Origin of the sequence: Phenylobacterium montanum, from assembly GCF_018135625.1 — a bacterium.
GTDB classification, from domain to species: domain Bacteria; phylum Pseudomonadota; class Alphaproteobacteria; order Caulobacterales; family Caulobacteraceae; genus Poindextera; species Poindextera montana.
On record NZ_CP073078.1, the window covers coordinates 5,231,596 to 5,247,426 of the forward strand.

Genomic DNA, 15,831 nt, shown 5'->3' on the forward strand with positions numbered 1-15,831 from the left:
GGGGACTCTATTCCTTGCGGAACTGCTTGTGGCAGCCGCCGCAAGCCTTGCCCACATCGCCGGCCTTGGTCGCCACCTCGTCGGGCGAGCCCTTTGCGGCGACGGCGTCGAGGGCGTCCACGGCCGCCAGCAGCTTGGTCTGGGCCGCCTTGAAGCCGGCGGCGTCGGTCCAGATCACCGGCTTGGCCTCGGTCTTGACGCTGGTTCCTCGAGTCTCCGGCCCGAACTTGCTCCAGGGCTGGGGGGCCAGGCTCTTCAGCTTGGCCGCATCAGCGACGACGGTCGCCCTCTGGGCGGCGATGTCGTTGGCGGCGACGATGGTGCGGATCTCCTTGAAAGCCTTGCCCATCGACTTCAGCGTCGTCTGCCGCGCCAGCACAGTCTCGTCCGCCGCGCCGGCGGCCAGGGCGCTCGCCGCCATGGCCAGGGCTGCGCCTGCAAATCCCGCCATCACCCAACCGCGCATCGCCCGTCCTTGTTTCTGAATCGCTCGGAGTTCGGCAGCGACCCTGTCGCATGGCGGTCCGGCTGTCGAGCGGCCTCGGCGCGGGCAGGCGTGCGGCTACCGCCAAGGCCCTTGAACTTGCCGCTGCTTGCGCCCAAGTGGCGGGCACGCCGCCTATTCCTTCACGGAGCAACAAGCAGATGCGAAATTTCACCGCTGTCGCAGCGGCCCTGGCGGTGTGCGCCCTGGCCCCCGCCCATGCCTCGGCTCAGGCCAGCAGCGATCCGTCCAAGGTCCAGGCCGGAACCTATGCCGTCGAGCCGTTCCACACCCGCGTGCTGTTCGCGGTGAACCACATGGGCTTCACCACCTACTATGGCAATTTCACCGGCGTTTCCGGCAGCCTTCAACTCGATCCGGCCAAGCTCGACGCCAGCCAGGTCAGCGTTTCGATCCCGGTCGCCTCCGTCAGCACCACCAACACTGTGCTGGACGGCGAACTTAAGAGCCCGGCTTGGCTGAACGCCGCCGCTGATCCGACCATCACCTTCAAGTCGACCAAGGTGGTCGTCACCGGCCCCAACACCGCCGACATCACCGGTGATCTGACCCTGCACGGCGTGACCAAGCCGGTGGTGCTGGCCGCCAAGTTCAACGCTTCGGGCGCCAATCCGATGAGCCACAAGACAACCGTCGGCTTCGACGCCACTGCGCACCTGAACCGCAGCGATTTCGGCGTAAAGACCTACGTCCCGGTGATCGGCGACCAAGTCGACGTGATCATCAGCGCCGCCTTCGAAAAGGCCAACTGAACGACGGCGGGACTGGCCCGCCGCCTGAACCGCAAATGAACGACGCGCTCCGCCTGGCTTCAGCCGGGCGGAGCCATGCTCCTCTCTGACGTCGGCCTTGCCTCCATGGCGCCGGCGCGGATCTTGAGGAGCCAGCCCCGTGTCCCTGCATTTCCTGAACCTATCGGTCTCGCCTGAACCGGCGCCGGCCGGTCTGGTCGGCTTCGCTGAGCCGGACTGGAAAGGCGACGCCGACTTCGACGGCCTTTCCGAAGCCATCGACCTCGACGGATGGCTGGCCGACCTCGCCGGCCAGATTGACGCGGGCGCTCGCCAAGGATGGCTGACGGCCTATCAGGCGCGCCGCGCCGGATTCGATCTCCAGTCCATCCGCTGCCAGGTTCGGTTCGAGCGCCTGAAGCCCTCGCCCGAAGGCCTGCGGGCCGTCCTGTCGCGTATCGATCGCCTCAGCCGGATTGTCGCCGCCATGCGGCCGGCAACCGTCGTCCGGAGTTGAGTTGCGGCGAAAAAATAATAACCTTTAATTGTGTCGTATCCCGAAATGTTTCTGCGGAGAGAACAATGTATCTGTGCAGAAATTCAATTGACTGCGCAAAGATCGGTGGTTTGGTTAAAGTTATCTTAGGTTGCAAAATTTACTCAATATTGAGCCTGTGTGCGCAGAACTCGTGCGGGTAAAGGGGCGCCGGTTTGCCGGTTCCCTGCGTCCAGATCTAGGATGGGGATCGCACACATGACCAAATTGGTCCGCAGGTTTGTCGCCGACGAGTCCGGCGCAACCGCAATCGAATACGGCCTGATCGTGGCCCTGATCGCCGTTGTCATCATCACGGCGGTCACGACCTTGGGCAGCAAGCTCAACACCTCCTTCGGCTCGGCCGCCTCCGCCCTGCCTTGATCGGCGAATTCGGGCGGCGGGTTTTCGCCCGTCGCTTGAATTTGGCACACCCTCTGCAAGGCGGCCCCCAACCGGGACAATAGCGTCCCGGAACGATCCGCAAGCTGGGCCGTTGACGACCTGGCTGAAGAGGAGAGGGCCTATGCCGTCGTTGCAAAGGAAGCGCAGCCTGGACCTGGCTGAGCGAGCCATAGAGCTTCCGATCTGCATCGCGCTCTTGGTCTTCTTCGCGCCGGTGATGTTGCTCGCGGCCCTGGCGGTCAAACTGCAGGACGGGGGACCGGTCCTGTTCGGCCACAGCCGCATCGGCCGCGACGGCAAGACCTTCAAGTGCCTGAAGTTCCGCAGCATGGTGGTCAATGCCGAGCAGCGCCTGCAGGCGCTTCTGGCCAGCGATCCAGCCGCCCGCGAGGAGTGGCGGCGCGACCACAAGCTGCGTCGCGACCCCCGCGTAACCATCCTTGGCGAATTCCTGCGTCGCTCCAGCATCGACGAGCTGCCGCAGCTGATCAATGTCCTGCGCGGTGAGATGAGCCTTGTCGGCCCGCGCCCGATCACCTCCTCCGAGGCCGCCCGCTATCGCCGCTATTTCAAGGTCTATTGCCAGGTCCGTCCTGGTATCACCGGCCTGTGGCAGGTCAGCGGCCGCAACGACGTCAGCTATCGCCGCCGTGTGGCCCTCGATGTCACCTACGCCAAGCTGCGCAGCCTGAAGCTCTATTTCGGCATCCTGGCAGCCACCGGCCCCGCGGTTCTGGCCCGGCGGGGCGCGCACTAGGCGCGGCTTTCCGTCCGCAACTCCCGCTACATTTCAGAACCGTTCACGAAAGCGAAGGCGCCGATCTGGCCGCTCTCGCTCTGAGCTGGGTCCTGCCCAGCTTCCCGGCTGGCAGCCGGAAGATCCACAAGAGCCTCGGCGCCGGGTCGAGCGCCCGCGCCACGGCCTTCAGCACCTTGCGCCGCCGAGTCCGCAGATCGGGCCTAGCCGCGGCCGCCAAGGCGGCCTGATAGGCCTGCTCGCCATAGCGGTTCAAAAGGAAGGTGATCTCGCGGTCGACATCCGAGCGGAAGTGCCGCCAGCGATCAATGGGGTTGGAGCGCATGGGTGTCCCAGCGGATAATTCTCGTCGCTCAATATAGCGTATTCACGTGCCGTTTGGGCGGCGCGCAGGGTGTTTCAGGCCCCTACGAACGTGGCCCGCCGCGATCTCCAGCGAGGTCTAGAACGCATTTGGCCCCGCCTGGTTCAAGCCGGCGTCGTGCTCCGTCAGGCTCGCCGCGCATGGGCGGCGATGTAGTCGAACACCTCGCCCATGGGCGCGCACCAGACGGGCTGCTGGGCGATCCAGTCCAATATGGCCTGGTGCGCAGCGCGGCTGGTTTCGCCGGTTTCTCGACGGACTTCGACGATGTCGTGGAAGATCAGGATCGCCCAATGGCCGCGGGCGATCGCCTTGCCGACATAGTCGATCGCCGGGCCGGCCCCGTCGGTGTCGTAGGTCGGCGCGCTGGCCTGCAGCAGGTAGCGGAAGCGGCGCACTAGCCGCGGATCGTTCGGCCCTCCGTCGACGATCCGCGCGGCCTCGAAGTTGCGCCGCAACAGGCGGACATAGAGGCTTTGTCGAGCGTTCAATCGGCCGCGGCGGCCCAGCTCGGTAGCGCCGCACGGATAGGCGAACAGCCGCTTGTGGGCGGCGCCGAAGTTGGCGTCCAGGAACGCCTCCATCGGCTTCAGTTCCCTCGCTTCGAAGCTCTTGGCGGTGAACGGGCGCAGTTCGCAGGGGTGATCGACCGTATGGTCCCCGATCTCGTGGCCCCGCCGCGCCAGGTCCTGCCAGTCGCCCAGGCGCGCCTCCATGTTCTCTCGCGTCAGGAAGAAGGTCGCCTGGAAGCCGTGCGCCTCGAGTTGCGGTGCGGCGATGTCGAGTTGCCCGTTCAGGCTGTCGTCATAGGTCAGGCTCACCGCCGCCCGCCGCCCCTCCGGCCAGGCGAAAGGCGCCGCGACCGCGGGGCCGGCGCCGGTGATCATCGTCACCGCACCCAGGCCACGACCGAATGTTCTGCGGCTGATCAATGCGACTCGCTCCTCGAGAGCTTGGGGACGCGGACGGTTTTAGGCCGCCAGTCGCTGTGACGATCAAGACCAGACGTCGACAAAGTTGGGGATGGCAAGGCCGACGCCTGATCAGATCGCGTTTCCCGCGCGTCCGTGCCAATCTCGCCAAGCTGAACCTTTCGGACCTGGACCCGTTCCATTGCCGTTCATGTTCGAAGGCTCATGCCTGGGCAGACGGATCGGATCCGCCAGCCAACGAATGACCATCAAGCCCGAGAAGGCGCAAAATGAAACGCTCGACCCTCTTCAATCATGGCGCCCTGCTGGTCGCCCTGGGCGCCGGCCTGGCGCTGAGCGCATGCAATCAGGCGCCGAGCGCGAGCCAGGCGCCGCCGCCCCAAGCCGCCCTGCCGCTCACCACCGCCTCGGCTCCGCCGATTGTCGACGCCCCGCCGGCCACGGCCTTGCCCGCTGCGCCCCGCGCCCGGGTGGCCCATGTGCGCGACCGGCGCGAGAGCTACGGCTACGCCGACCAGGCCTACGCTCAGGCCTACGGCTATGGCGAAGCTCCGCCGGACTATACCTTCGACTATGGCGGTTCGCGGCCCTGGGTCTGGCAGAGCGACGACAACGCCATGCAGGTGGTCGAGCCTGTGGGTGGCGGTGACCGCTATTACTACTACCAGCCCGGCCAGGAATATCCGTATCTGGTTCGCGACGTGGACTATACCTACGGCTACGACAACGGCGCCTTGGTGGTGGTCTACGACCGCGAAGGGCGGGTCATGCCGCCGGACTTCGTCGAACGCCGCGCCGACTATGCCGGCCGCTACCTCTATCGCGGCCGAGACCTGTACGACGCCTCGCGCCATCGCCAGCACGAAGCGGTCGCCGCCGCCAACTGGGACGCCCGCCGCACCCTGATCGCCGCAGCCATCGGCCTGTGGGCCAGCCAGCAGAACCAGCACCCCGACTGGCGCGACTACCACGCCCAGCACGAGGACGAACAGCGGGCCATGTGGGACCAGGAACGCTATCGCCGCGAGGCCCAGGCCGCCCGGACCTACCAGATGCTGAACGACCAGCAGGCCGCCCAGCGCGCCCTGCAAGCCTCGCAGCAGGCGGCGGCCGACGCCAGGGCCAGGGGGCAGAATGTCCCCGGCGCGCGGGGCGGCGGCTTCGCCGGCGGCCTGTTCGGGCAAAGGCCCAACCCGCCGCCGGCCACGATGCCGGTCAACCCGGGCGGCGGGCCGGGCGCTCGCCCGCCCTTCGGTCAGGCCCCGGCCAATCCGGGCTTCCAGGCCCAGGGACCGATGAACGCGGCTCCCGGTGCGCCGCAGTTCGGGGCGCCGGGCGCGAACCCCGCCGCCCAGGCCGAGGCGCTGAGGCAGGCGCAAAGGCAGGCCCAGATCCAGGCTCAGGCTCAAGCTCAGGCCAACGCCCAGGCTCAGGCCAACGCTCAGGCCCAGGCCCAGGCGCGCCAACAGCAGGCGGTCGCGGCCCGCGCCCAGGCGCAGCAACAGCAGGAAGCCGCGGCCAGAGCCAAGGCCGACGCCGCCCGCGTCGCGACCGCCGACCAGGCGCGCCTCCAGGCTCAGCGCCAGGCGCAGCAGCAGCAGGAGGCCGCCGCCCGGGCCAGGGCCGACGCCGCCCGTGTCGCCGCCGCCGACCAGGCGCGACTGCAAGCTCAGCACCAGCAGGACGCCGCCGCCCGGGCGAAGGCCGACGCCGCCCGTGTCGCCGCCGCCGACCAGGCGCGCCTGCAGGCCCAGCACCAGCAGCAGGCCGCCGCCCGCTCCGAGGCCCAAGCCCAGGCCAAGGCCCAGCAGCAGGCCGCCGCCAAGGCGCAGCAGCAAGCCAAGGCCCAGCCGGCCGGCAAGGGGCAGGAGCCGGACAAGGAAAAGGCCAAGCGCGAGCATGAGCGCGATCGCCCGCCGGGCAATCCCTCCAACTGAAGCCGCCAGCGCCGCCCCGCATGTCCGGGGCGGCGCGAACTTCGCCAAAAAGTGACAAATAGTGCTACATAAGTTCGCCAATCCTTGACGCGTAGGCGAATCTATAGTTACATATGGGCACGGTCGAGAGTTGCGCCGAACAGCAGCGCTCTCCACCAACTCATCCACAACAGGCAAGCCGCATGATCACGTCCGATCCTCAGGGCGCGCGAAAGGCTGCGTTCAAGCCCGAACTGGCTGACGACGCCGCCACCCTCGAACAGCTCGCCCGGTACGGCGAGGTGCTGTTCACCGAGGCGGAAACCGCCACGGCCATGAACGTCCCCCTCGAACAGCTCACAGACCTTTTCAGCCGGTCCCAGACGGCCCGCCGGGCCTTCGAGGGCGCCCGCCTGCGCACGCTCGAAACCCTGCGCAAGGCTCAGTTCAAGCACGCCCAGACCAACGCCAGCATGGCCATCTATCTGGGGCGGACCCATCTCGGCCAATCCGAACAGCGTGAGGGTGCGGATGGCGCAGCGCCAGCTTTCGATCTCAGCGGAGCCAGTCGAAGACTTCGAGATAAGCTCGCTGCCTTCATTGTCTCTGCCCCAGCGCCAGAAGATCCTGCGGGCGATTGAAGGGCTCGACGACGACGCCGCCAGCGTCCTGGAATTCAGATGGAGCTTCTGGGCGCGCCCAAACCAGATCCCGCCCCACGGAGACTGGCGCTACTGGCTGATCCTGGCCGGCCGTGGCTTCGGCAAGACCCGGGCTGGGGCCGAGTGGGTGAGGGACCAGGTGCTGCTCGGCCGCCAGCGCATCGCCCTGATCGGCCCCACCACCGCCGACGTGCGAGACGTGATGATCGAGGGCGAGTCCGGCCTGATCGCCATCTCGCCGCCCTGGGACCGGCCCCGTTTCGAACCTTCAAAGCGTCGGCTCACCTGGCCCAACGGGGCGACGGCTTACTGCTATTCCGCCCAGGAGCCCGAGCGTCTGCGCGGGCCTCAGCACGACGCGGCCTGGGCCGACGAACTCGCCGCCTGGATCAAACCCGAGGCGGTCTGGGACCAGTTGCAACTCGGCCTGCGCATCGGCGATGACCCGCGGGCGGCGGTGACAACGACACCCCGGCCTCTGCCCCTGATCCGCCAACTGGTCGACGACCCGAACTGCGTGATCAGCCGAGGCTCGACCTACGATAACCAGGGCAATCTCGCCCCAGCCTTCATCGAGCGCATTATCGCCCGCTACGAGGGTACGCGCCTGGGCCGCCAGGAGCTGCATGCCGAGATCCTCTCGGACGTCCCTGGGGCGCTCTGGTCGATCGGCACCCTGGTCGCCTGCCGCGTGGCGAGCGCGCCAGACCTCGTGCGGGTGGTGGTCGCCGTGGACCCCTCGGGCTCCAGCGGTCGCGACGCCGGCGACGCCCAGGGCATCGTCGTCGCCGGCCTCGGGGTCGATGGTCGGGGCTACGTCCTGGCCGACCGCACCTGCAAGCTCAGCCCCGAGGGCTGGGGCCGCCGAACGGTCGAGGCCTTCGACGCCTTCGGCGCCGATCGCATCGTCGCCGAGCGCAATTTCGGCGGCGACATGGTCCGCTCCACTCTCCAGGCTGTCCGCGCCACCGCGCCGGTCACCCTTGTCACCGCCTCCCGAGGCAAGGTCGTCCGCGCCGAGCCCGTCTCGGCCCTCTACGAACAGGGCCGGGTCAGCCACGTGGTCCCGTCCGGCCTCGAAAACCCCTTGGCCGACCTCGAAGCCGAGCTGCGCCAGGCCACAGCGAACGGCTATCTAGGCCAAGGCTCGCCCAACCGCCTCGACGCCCTGGTCTGGGCTCTGACCGAGCTGATGCTGAAGAAGGCCCCGCCCGGGGCGGCGTTCCTGGAACTGGCGCGGCGGGAGGTGGCGGATCGACCTGGTCAGATCGGCTGAATGAGGCTCACCGCGCCTCGGCCGGAAACCTCGATCACAGGAATTTGCCAGGGATGCAGGCCGGCGAGGGCGGACAGCAGCGCGGAAAGCTGATCCTCACCGACGGCCTCATCGACATAGGTCTTGATCACTGCAGTCGGGCTCAGCGTGTTCCCACCGCCTTCGCCGAGGGTCGGGTCCGCCTCCGCCGTCGGCGTGAACCCCTCCAACCCCAGCGAAATCTCGAACACGCCCTTGTAGAGCCCGAAGTCGCCCAGTTCGTTGTCGGCCCGGATCAGGGCCAGGATCGGCGCGGCGACCGGGTCCTGCTCGATCGCCTCCAGCCGCCCTGCGGCTAAAGCAACGAAGGTTTCTCGTGAAATCGGGCAATGGATGCGGATCGCCCGGACGCGGCGCAGGCCGATGGATGCTCTGTCGGTCACGTCCGGACGCTCCCTGTCTTTCGGCCTCAGCCGGCCTTGGCCGCCTTGGCGCGCTCGACGCCTTCCAGCACCAGCGCCCGGGCTTCGTCGGCGTCGCCCCAGCGCTGGATCTTCACCCACTTGTTGGGCTCCAGGTCCTTGTAGTGGACGAAGAAGTGCTCGATCTGCTCGAGGGTGATCTTCGGCAGGTCGGTATAGTTCTGTACGTTCTCATAGCGCTTGGTCAGCTTGGCCGAGGGCACGGCGACCAGCTTCTCGTCGCCGCCGGCCTCGTCCTCCATGAACAGCACGCCGACAATGCGGCAGCTCATGATCGCGCCGGGAACGATGGCGCGGGTGTTGGCGATGATCACGTCCACCGGGTCGCCGTCGTCCGACAGGGTATGCGGGATGAAGCCGTAATTCCCCGGGTAGCGCATCGAGGTGTACAGGAACCGGTCGACGACCAGGGCGCCGGCCTCCTTGTCCATCTCGTACTTGATCGGCTCGCCGCCGATGGGGACCTCGATCACGACGTTCACGTCGTGCGGGGGATTGGCGCCAATGGAGACGGCGTCTAGTCGCATAAGGGAATGCTCCGGGGAGGAAAGCGGTTCAGCGCGCCTCCATAGGAGGGCGAGGCCCCCAAGGCAATCTGAACCTACGTCCAATTCGGCGCCGCAACCACGATCTGCGCTGCAATGCGGCGCCGCCTGTTCAAGTCCACAGGAGCTCATCGATGCCACCTGCCGGCGGGACGCGCCTGTCCCTCAGTCATCGCCTGGGCCCGGTCCAGGGCCGCTTTTCCGACGGCTGGACGGTGTTCGGGCCGGGCGCCCCGGTCCAACCCGTCGAGGCCCAGCCAGTGCGGGCCTTCGACTTCCCCGTCGCCGTCAACAGCGTGGTTCAGCCTCGCGCTTACGAGCCCTTCAGCTTCGCCCAGTTGCGCGCCTTCGCCAATGTCGAGCTGGTACGCCTGGCGATCGAGACCCGCAAGGACCAGATCGAGCGCCTGGACTGGAGCATCATCCCCAGCGCCGGCGCGACCACGCCCGATCCGGCCGAGATCGCCCGCATCACCGCCTTCTGGCGCCGTCCCGACGGCGTCACCCCCTTCGCCACCTGGCTGCGCCTGGCGCTCGAGGACCTCTTGGTGCTGGACGCCCCGGCGATCGAGCGGCGCTTCGCCCGCGGCGGCGGCCTGACCGGCCTCGACATCATCCCCGGCGACACCATCCACCCCATGGTCGATGACACCGGCCGCCGCCCGCGCGGCCCGGGCGCGGTGGCCTACCAGCAGGTGATCAAGGGCGTCGCCTGGGCCGACCTGACCGAGGCCGACCTGATCTATGCCCCGCGCAACCCACGCCCGAACCACAACTACGGCTTCTCGCCGGTCGAACAGGTGATCGTCACCATCAACACGGTGATCCGCCGCCAGGCCGCCCAGCTCGCCTATTTCACGGAAGGCAACCTGCCCGCGGGGCTGCTGAACGGACCGGAGGGCTGGAGCCCGGACCAGATCCGCGACATGCAGCTCTGGCTGGACTCGCGCCTCTCCGGCCAGGCGGCCGAGCAGGCCAAGCTGCTCTGGGTGCCCAGCGGCACGCGCTATCAGGCCTTCAAGGACAGCCCGCTCAAGGACGAGTTCGACGAGTGGCTGGCGCGGGTGATCGCCTTCGCCTTCAGCCTGCCGCCGACGCCCTTCATTCGTCAGATGAACCGCGCCACCGCCGGCGCCGACCAGGACCGTGGCCAGGAGGAAGGGCTTCAGCCGCTCAAGCTCTGGGCCAAGCGCCTGATCGATGGGGTGATTCAGGATGACCTGGGCGCCCCGGGCCTCGAGTTCTCCTGGAACGACGCCCCAGCAGTGGACCCCATGGTCCAGGCCCGCATCGACGACCTCGCCATCCGCAACGGCTCGATGACCATCAACGAGGTTCGCGCCCGCCGTGGCCTGGCCCCCTTGTCGGCCCAGGCCCTGTCGGCCGAGGCCGCTACGGTTTCAGCTTTTTCGGGAGCGCCGCTACATCCGCCGGGCTCAGCGGGGTGATGCCGGAAACGATGCAAGGCACGGCCATGCCGCCCGGCGGATCGGCGACCTTCACGTCCATCTCGATCGGCGAGCAGATCAAATCGCTGATCGGCTTGGTGATCAGGTGGGCGTTGGGCGCCTGCAGAATAGGGCAGCTGTCGGTGAATTCGATCCGATAGAAATCGTGGATCCCCACCCGGATATAGATCGACTTGGCGTCGTCGGCCGGTTTCCAGCCCTCCCAGTCGTGACTGCGGAAGCACTTGGGCGCCGGCGTGGTCGAGGGCGCGGCGGGCTGGTCGGCCCAGGCCGCGCCCGACAGGGCGAAGGCCGCGATAGCGGCGCCTGTGAAGGCTCTGGCTCGAACTCGCATCTCTAGTTCCTCCCGCGTGGTTCACGCGCCCGGCGATGATCGCGCCGGCCCGTGTCGCGATTGTGGCCCGCCCTGATGGCCAAGCCAGTTTTTGTTTCCAACCTGAAGCCTGAAGGGGCCAGCCAGAATGCGAATTTTCGGCGAAATCACCAAGCTCGAACCCCAGGACGACGGCACCATCAAGGTGGTGGGCGTCGCCTCCAGCGGGGCGGTGGACCAGGCCGACGAGCGGGTCGACCCGGACGCGATGAAGGCGGCCCTCCCGGACTACATGAAGTTCGGCGCCCTGCGCGAAATGCATGGCCTCACCGCCGCCGGCGCCACCCTCAGCGCCGAGGTGGGCGAGGACGGCCAGACCCGCATCGAGGCCCATGTGGTCGATCCGGTGGCGGTCAAGAAGGTGCGCCTCGGCGTCTACAAGGGTTTCTCCATCGGCGGTCGGGTGCTCGGCCGCGACGGGCGCGATCGCAACCTGATCACCGCCCTGCGCCTGGACGAGATCAGCCTGGTCGATCGTCCCTGCAATCCCGAGGCCGTGATTGAGATGTGGAAGGCGGTCGCCGCGCCCGATCCGGCGCCTGGCCCCAGCAACGCTCAAGTAATCGCCAAAGCCATCGAGTTGGCCGCCGCCGCCGGCAAGCGCGGCCGCTACAAGGACTTCGTGGTCAAGGCCCGCCAGCAGCTCGTCGCCGCCCAGCCCGCCCATCCAGCGTCGGAGATGCTCGACAAGCTCGGCGCCCGCAATTCCAAGGCCGATCTTGCCCGCATCCAGGCCGCCCACGACGAACTCGTGGCCCTGGGCGCCCGATGCCACGGCTGCGACGGAGGCGACGATCCCGATGCCGGCGCCGTCGATCCGGGCGACCTGACGCCGCCGGCCGCCAACGACAACGATGCGCCGGCGGGCGACAGCGACGGCCTTTCCAAGACCGCCCTGGCCCTGCGCGCCGAGCTCAGCGGCGAGATCGACGGCCTGCGCCGCGCTTATGCCGACCTGCAGAAGCGCTTCGACGACCTCGCCGCCCAGCCCCTGCCGCCGCGCGCCCTGGCCGGCTGGGCCAGGGCGGTGACCAAGGCCGAAGACGCCGCCGGCGAACCCGCCTTCTGCGCCGAAGCCCTGCGCAAGCACATCGAGGACCTGCCGCCCGAAGCGCGCGCCCAGCTCGAGCTGCGCGCCGCGCTCGCCCGCCCCATCGCGATCCACGGCCGCTAGCCGCCGTCCCATTCGGCGACGCGACGCCGACCCGAACCTCCGACCAAGGAGCCCAGAAAGCATGAACATGCGCGTTAATCAGAACGATCTCCGCAAGGCGGTGGTCGACTCCCTCGCCAACCCCTCCGAGGACATCGCCCGCCACGTGCTGGCCATGGCCGGCGCCAACCCCGACCGGATCGAAAAATCGATCACAACCGGCACGGGCCTGGTCGCCTACGACCTGCAGGCGCCGGCGAAGAATTTAGCAGTGCTCCAACGCCGCCGCCGCCACCGCCTATATCCAGATCTTCGATTCCGCCGCCGCCGCCGTGATCCTGGGCTCGACCCCGCCCAAGCTCACCTACCCGATCCCGCCCTCTGGCTATTGGGAAGAGCACTACCCCGGCGAGGAACGCCCCGCCTTCACCTACGCCATCACCGTCGCCGTCACCACCACCCCCACCGGCGCCACAGCCCCGGCGACGGGCGCGGTGTGCAACTTCATCTTCAAGTGAGGAGGGTGGGATGAGAACACTAATTGGTCTCGTTATAACGTTTCTGGCATTCTTTTGCGCGCGCCTCGCAAACGCTGGCGGCTATGTTCCCCCACTAGTTCCTACCGATATGCTGGCAGGACAGCGCCTGCAAACTGGTGACTCTATGGTCGCGCTTTTCAGCGCGGCTTCAACAGGCGGCAATACTCGTACTGGCCCCTGGCACTACGCTTTCCGGCGCAAGATTCCCCTTGGGACACTAAACGGGGCCACGTCCTACTATCAATGCAGGCTTACGTTCTCAAACTGGGTTCAGGGGCCGGGTGCAAATCTGGTGGTTTCTGGTTCCGCGAACACATCTGGATCGCCAACCATCACGGTCTCGTCGACGGCTGGGATATGGGCGGGGCAGATCATTTCGATGACTGGGTTCCCGGCGGGGACCAAAGTCGCCTCGATCACGGACTCGACTCATGTGGTCGCTAACCAGAACGCTACCTCCACCAATTCATCGGTGGTGGCAGCTTTCACCTCAACGCCAAACTATTATGGAAATGCTGCGGGAGAAGTGGATACGATCGGTGATCCGTTGGTAATAGGTAATGTAGGGTTTCTTCCGACCTGGAACAGCGGCGCTCAGCCCATTCAAGTCTATTTCGATGGCCAAAAGTCGGTACAGGTCCCAGCTGGGGCTTCTGTCGACAGCGACTGGTTCGCAGTCAATTTGGTTCCATCGACCTCCATCGCGGCAGAGGAGCGCCACGACGTTTGGTACGACAATCAGACCAGTCTTTATGGCAATGAGGCTATGCGGCTCGATCTTGGTGAAGCTTACGACTACGCTGGCGAAATTCAGCCGATCAGCGGGACTTCGATCGATCAGTCGCTGCCTCTTTCTCCAAGTTATAGCAAAACAACAGCAATATATGGTTACGGCCCGACTACCCTGACGTGCCGGTCAAACGTTCCTGTGAACGCGAACAGATCTTTTGCTATTGTTGGAGATAGTAAAGGGCGCGGGGCGTGGGACGTATTTCTTGCGCCCGGCACCACGTCATTGATTCAATACGGGGATAGCAGCGGAAACGTCGGCTGGATTTCTCGACTCCTAGCCAACAATGGCTTCAACTATATCAACACTTCACAATCCTCCAAGTGGATGGCTAACTTCGTTTCGAATCCAAGCAATACACTTGATCTGATTCGACGAGGAAGCGTTACTGACGCGATCTTGGCCCTCGGCGTGAACGACATCGCCAACGGCTAGACCGCCGTGCAGCTTGAGGCAAATTTCGAATCAGCTGTCGCGATCCTGAAGGCGGCAGGTGTCCGAGTTTGGGCTGTTACCATCGGGACTGAGACGACAACGACTGACGGGGGCGCTACCACCGGCAACCAAACTCCCGTTCCCGGCTTTGCCCCTGGTGGTGCGGGCCAAGCTTACAACGACTGGCTTCGAACCACGGGTGCGCCGACTTACACGGGCGGTCGCATTCTCGACGAAGCTGACGCCGAAATGTCGAGCCGCGACAGCCAACTCTGGCGTGTCGACTACCACCCATTCGCCGACTGGTTTGGCAGCTTGATCGCAGTCAGCTTTGTCCCAGGTTCCGGTGGTATGAATGGAAGTTACAATATCACGGCGACCGGGGGCGGTTGCTTGGTTGAGCCAGTTGTTCAGGCAACTGTGTCTGGCGGCGCAATCTCGGCGGTGTCGACAACAAATGTCGGTGCGGGCTGCGGCTCAACACCCTCGTTCTCGACGAGTGCGATCGCGGGCCTGTCGGGCGGATCGATTACCGCAACCGTGACGGCGCTCCGGAACGGTATCCATCCGCGCTCGCTAACAGATTTGACGGGAAGCAGTGTCGACGCCAACGGCCTAGTGGCGACCTATCTTCAGTCGCAGTTCGTTTCGGGCTTAGCGCTTCCTTAGGAGCGGTTCAGCAGGTGCGACGGCAGTGCGGTTGTCGGCGCCGTCATCCATCGTTTGGTCGTCGAATCTGCTCCTGGCTCGTGGCGAACAGGAAGCCGTTCACAAACTACGATTGCGCGCTAGTCAAACAGTCAAGCGACAACGCCAACCTTCGGCCGAATGATCCGCTTCAGCGCGGCCAAGGTTGGTTTTTCCACATAAACGTAGACTGCTGATGCCAGCACCAGCGCCGCTATGAACCCCACGCCGAGGTACGCCAAACCACCCGCAAGGTGAAGCTTCTTCCAAACGGCGGTGAGTGGGCGAATGGCAAACATGTGCGACAAGTAGAGGGCGTAAGACGCGCCGCCCAAGAAGACCATCATTCGGACCAGCGGACCCGACTGACCGCCACTCTGCCGAGGGGGCGGCCCGAGAATGGCAGAGGACGCTAGGAGAATTGCGGGAATTCCGCCCCAGACGATGCGCCATCGTTGATCTGTGAGATTGAAGTGCACACAAACCAAGGAAGCAATGACGCCGAGCGCGGCTAGAAAAATTCTCGTGGAGAGATGAAGCCGCAAACCACCGACGAACGCCATGCTCAGTAGCACGCCCCCGATGAACTCCAAGATGATCGGCGCAGTCCAAAATTTGACCATGACTTGGCTATCAGGGATAAATTCGCCGACTGCAACGGCAATTAAGAACGCCGAAACCAGACCAACAATCGCTGTGCGCCGAGGAAAGAAAAGGGCAATTGTAAAGGCGAAATAAAACAGCATTTCATAGTTTAAGGTCCATCCAAGTCCCAGAATCGGAAAGACTTGGCCCTGTGCCCTCTGCCACGGGATAAATAAGTACGAACTTACGATGTGGCCGACGCTCCAGTCAAATTGCCTCACTTCCCCGGGGATCAAAATCGTGATAGCGAGCATCAAAGTTGTGAATAGCCAATATAGAGGCACAATTCGAACGAATCGGCGTCGCAAAAATTCAAATGGATAGTCTTTTTCGGCAAAATGCCTATTTGTCAGAAAATACATCAAGAAGCCACTGGTAACAAAAAATATATCGACGCCAACGGTCCATTCAAACCTCAACAGATTGTCCATTGGGATCGAAAAATTGGGGCCAGATAGCTCGCGTACTAGGTGGCGAAACAGGACCATCGCCGCAGCGATGAACCTCAGGATTTGAACATTTTCCAGAAACTCTCCACCGGACGCGTTGATGGGGCGGGCCGTTCTTTGTTCGGGAACCTGGAACTTCAACTCGCTGAACCCCTGTCAATCTGGCTTCGCGAGTCTGTTCGAACGTGATTCGCCTGTCAAA

19 protein-coding genes are annotated in these 15,831 nt (G+C 65.4%); 12 read left to right on the forward strand and 7 right to left on the reverse strand.

From position 1 onward, the window contains the following. Positions 1-7: 7 nt before the first annotated feature. Entirely contained in the window at positions 8-466 is a 459-nt protein-coding gene (locus tag KCG34_RS23905) for a c-type cytochrome (protein ID WP_211938089.1), read from the reverse strand. Positions 467-645: 179 nt separating this feature from the next. Between KCG34_RS23905 and KCG34_RS23910 the strand changes: the two genes are divergently transcribed. From KCG34_RS23910 to KCG34_RS23925, 4 genes are all read left to right on the forward strand, one after another. Further along, positions 646-1,257, forward strand: coding sequence for a YceI family protein (locus KCG34_RS23910; RefSeq protein ID WP_211938090.1), 612 nt, complete (start codon positions 646-648; stop codon positions 1,255-1,257). A gap of 139 nt (positions 1,258-1,396) precedes the next feature. Next, entirely contained in the window at positions 1,397-1,753 is a 357-nt protein-coding gene (locus KCG34_RS23915) for a hypothetical protein (RefSeq protein WP_211938091.1), read from the forward strand. A gap of 237 nt (positions 1,754-1,990) precedes the next feature. After that, positions 1,991-2,155, forward strand: a complete 165-nt coding sequence (locus KCG34_RS23920; RefSeq protein ID WP_211938092.1) for a Flp family type IVb pilin — start codon at positions 1,991-1,993, stop codon at positions 2,153-2,155. A 142-nt stretch (positions 2,156-2,297) separates the two neighbouring features. Next, positions 2,298-2,933, forward strand: coding sequence for a sugar transferase (locus KCG34_RS23925; RefSeq protein WP_211938093.1), 636 nt, complete (start codon positions 2,298-2,300; stop codon positions 2,931-2,933). A 43-nt stretch (positions 2,934-2,976) separates the two neighbouring features. On the opposite strand, the gene KCG34_RS23930 is transcribed toward KCG34_RS23925, so the two are convergent. Continuing rightward, a complete protein-coding gene (locus KCG34_RS23930; protein ID WP_211938094.1) occupies positions 2,977-3,258 on the reverse strand; it encodes a hypothetical protein in 282 nt (93 codons plus the stop codon). A gap of 164 nt (positions 3,259-3,422) precedes the next feature. Then, positions 3,423-4,229 carry a polysaccharide deacetylase family protein gene (locus KCG34_RS23935; protein WP_211938095.1) on the reverse strand — a complete coding sequence of 269 codons (807 nt, stop codon included), beginning with the start codon at positions 4,227-4,229 and terminating at the stop codon, positions 3,423-3,425. 269 nt (positions 4,230-4,498) lie between these two features. Between KCG34_RS23935 and KCG34_RS23940 the strand changes: the two genes are divergently transcribed. The 3 genes from KCG34_RS23940 (at position 4,499) to KCG34_RS23950 (ending at position 8,083) form a co-directional block, all read left to right on the forward strand. Next, on the forward strand, positions 4,499-6,166 hold the full coding sequence (locus tag KCG34_RS23940) for a hypothetical protein (protein ID WP_211938096.1): 1,668 nt from the start codon (positions 4,499-4,501) through the stop codon (positions 6,164-6,166). A gap of 113 nt (positions 6,167-6,279) precedes the next feature. Further along, complete coding sequence (locus KCG34_RS23945) at positions 6,280-6,786, forward strand: hypothetical protein (RefSeq protein WP_211938097.1); 507 nt, start codon at positions 6,280-6,282, stop codon at positions 6,784-6,786. Next, the gene (locus KCG34_RS23950; RefSeq protein ID WP_249138142.1) at positions 6,746-8,083 is read left to right on the forward strand and encodes a DNA-packaging protein; all 1,338 of its coding nucleotides are present in this window, start codon (positions 6,746-6,748) and stop codon (positions 8,081-8,083) included. The genes KCG34_RS23945 and KCG34_RS23950 overlap by 41 nt, the downstream gene beginning before the upstream one ends. On the opposite strand, the gene KCG34_RS23955 is transcribed toward KCG34_RS23950, so the two are convergent. Together KCG34_RS23955 and ppa are read right to left on the reverse strand one after the other, a co-directional pair. Then, positions 8,071-8,505 carry a hypothetical protein gene (locus KCG34_RS23955; protein WP_211938099.1) on the reverse strand — a complete coding sequence of 145 codons (435 nt, stop codon included), beginning with the start codon at positions 8,503-8,505 and terminating at the stop codon, positions 8,071-8,073. The two genes, KCG34_RS23950 and KCG34_RS23955, sit on opposite strands and share 13 nt — an antisense overlap. A gap of 26 nt (positions 8,506-8,531) precedes the next feature. Then, positions 8,532-9,071, reverse strand: a complete 540-nt coding sequence (ppa, locus tag KCG34_RS23960) for an inorganic diphosphatase (RefSeq protein ID WP_211938100.1) — start codon at positions 9,069-9,071, stop codon at positions 8,532-8,534. A gap of 152 nt (positions 9,072-9,223) precedes the next feature. On the opposite strand from ppa, the gene KCG34_RS23965 reads away from it, so the two are divergent. Next, positions 9,224-10,537, forward strand: coding sequence for a phage portal protein (locus KCG34_RS23965; RefSeq protein ID WP_211938101.1), 1,314 nt, complete (start codon positions 9,224-9,226; stop codon positions 10,535-10,537). Here the strand turns inward: KCG34_RS23965 and KCG34_RS23970 are convergent. Then, on the reverse strand, positions 10,482-10,892 hold the full coding sequence (locus KCG34_RS23970) for a DUF6491 family protein (RefSeq protein ID WP_211938102.1): 411 nt from the start codon (positions 10,890-10,892) through the stop codon (positions 10,482-10,484). The two genes, KCG34_RS23965 and KCG34_RS23970, sit on opposite strands and share 56 nt — an antisense overlap. Positions 10,893-11,019: 127 nt before the next feature. Between KCG34_RS23970 and KCG34_RS23975 the strand changes: the two genes are divergently transcribed. From KCG34_RS23975 to KCG34_RS23990, 4 genes are all read left to right on the forward strand, one after another. Continuing rightward, positions 11,020-12,105: an HK97 family phage prohead protease gene (locus tag KCG34_RS23975; RefSeq protein WP_211938103.1), complete on the forward strand. Its 1,086-nt coding sequence runs from the start codon at positions 11,020-11,022 to the stop codon at positions 12,103-12,105. Positions 12,106-12,416: 311 nt separating this feature from the next. Then, a complete protein-coding gene (locus KCG34_RS23980) occupies positions 12,417-12,602 on the forward strand; it encodes a hypothetical protein (RefSeq protein WP_211938104.1) in 186 nt (61 codons plus the stop codon). Positions 12,603-12,612: 10 nt separating this feature from the next. Next, positions 12,613-13,848, forward strand: coding sequence for a hypothetical protein (locus tag KCG34_RS23985; protein ID WP_211938105.1), 1,236 nt, complete (start codon positions 12,613-12,615; stop codon positions 13,846-13,848). A gap of 6 nt (positions 13,849-13,854) precedes the next feature. Continuing rightward, positions 13,855-14,517, forward strand: coding sequence for a hypothetical protein (locus tag KCG34_RS23990; protein ID WP_211938106.1), 663 nt, complete (start codon positions 13,855-13,857; stop codon positions 14,515-14,517). Between the two features lie 131 nt (positions 14,518-14,648). Here the strand turns inward: KCG34_RS23990 and KCG34_RS23995 are convergent, their stop codons facing one another. Continuing rightward, positions 14,649-15,770 (reverse strand): acyltransferase family protein, encoded by a 1,122-nt coding sequence (locus KCG34_RS23995; protein WP_211938107.1) that lies wholly within the window; start codon positions 15,768-15,770, stop codon positions 14,649-14,651. Between the last annotated feature and the right edge of the window lie 61 nt (positions 15,771-15,831).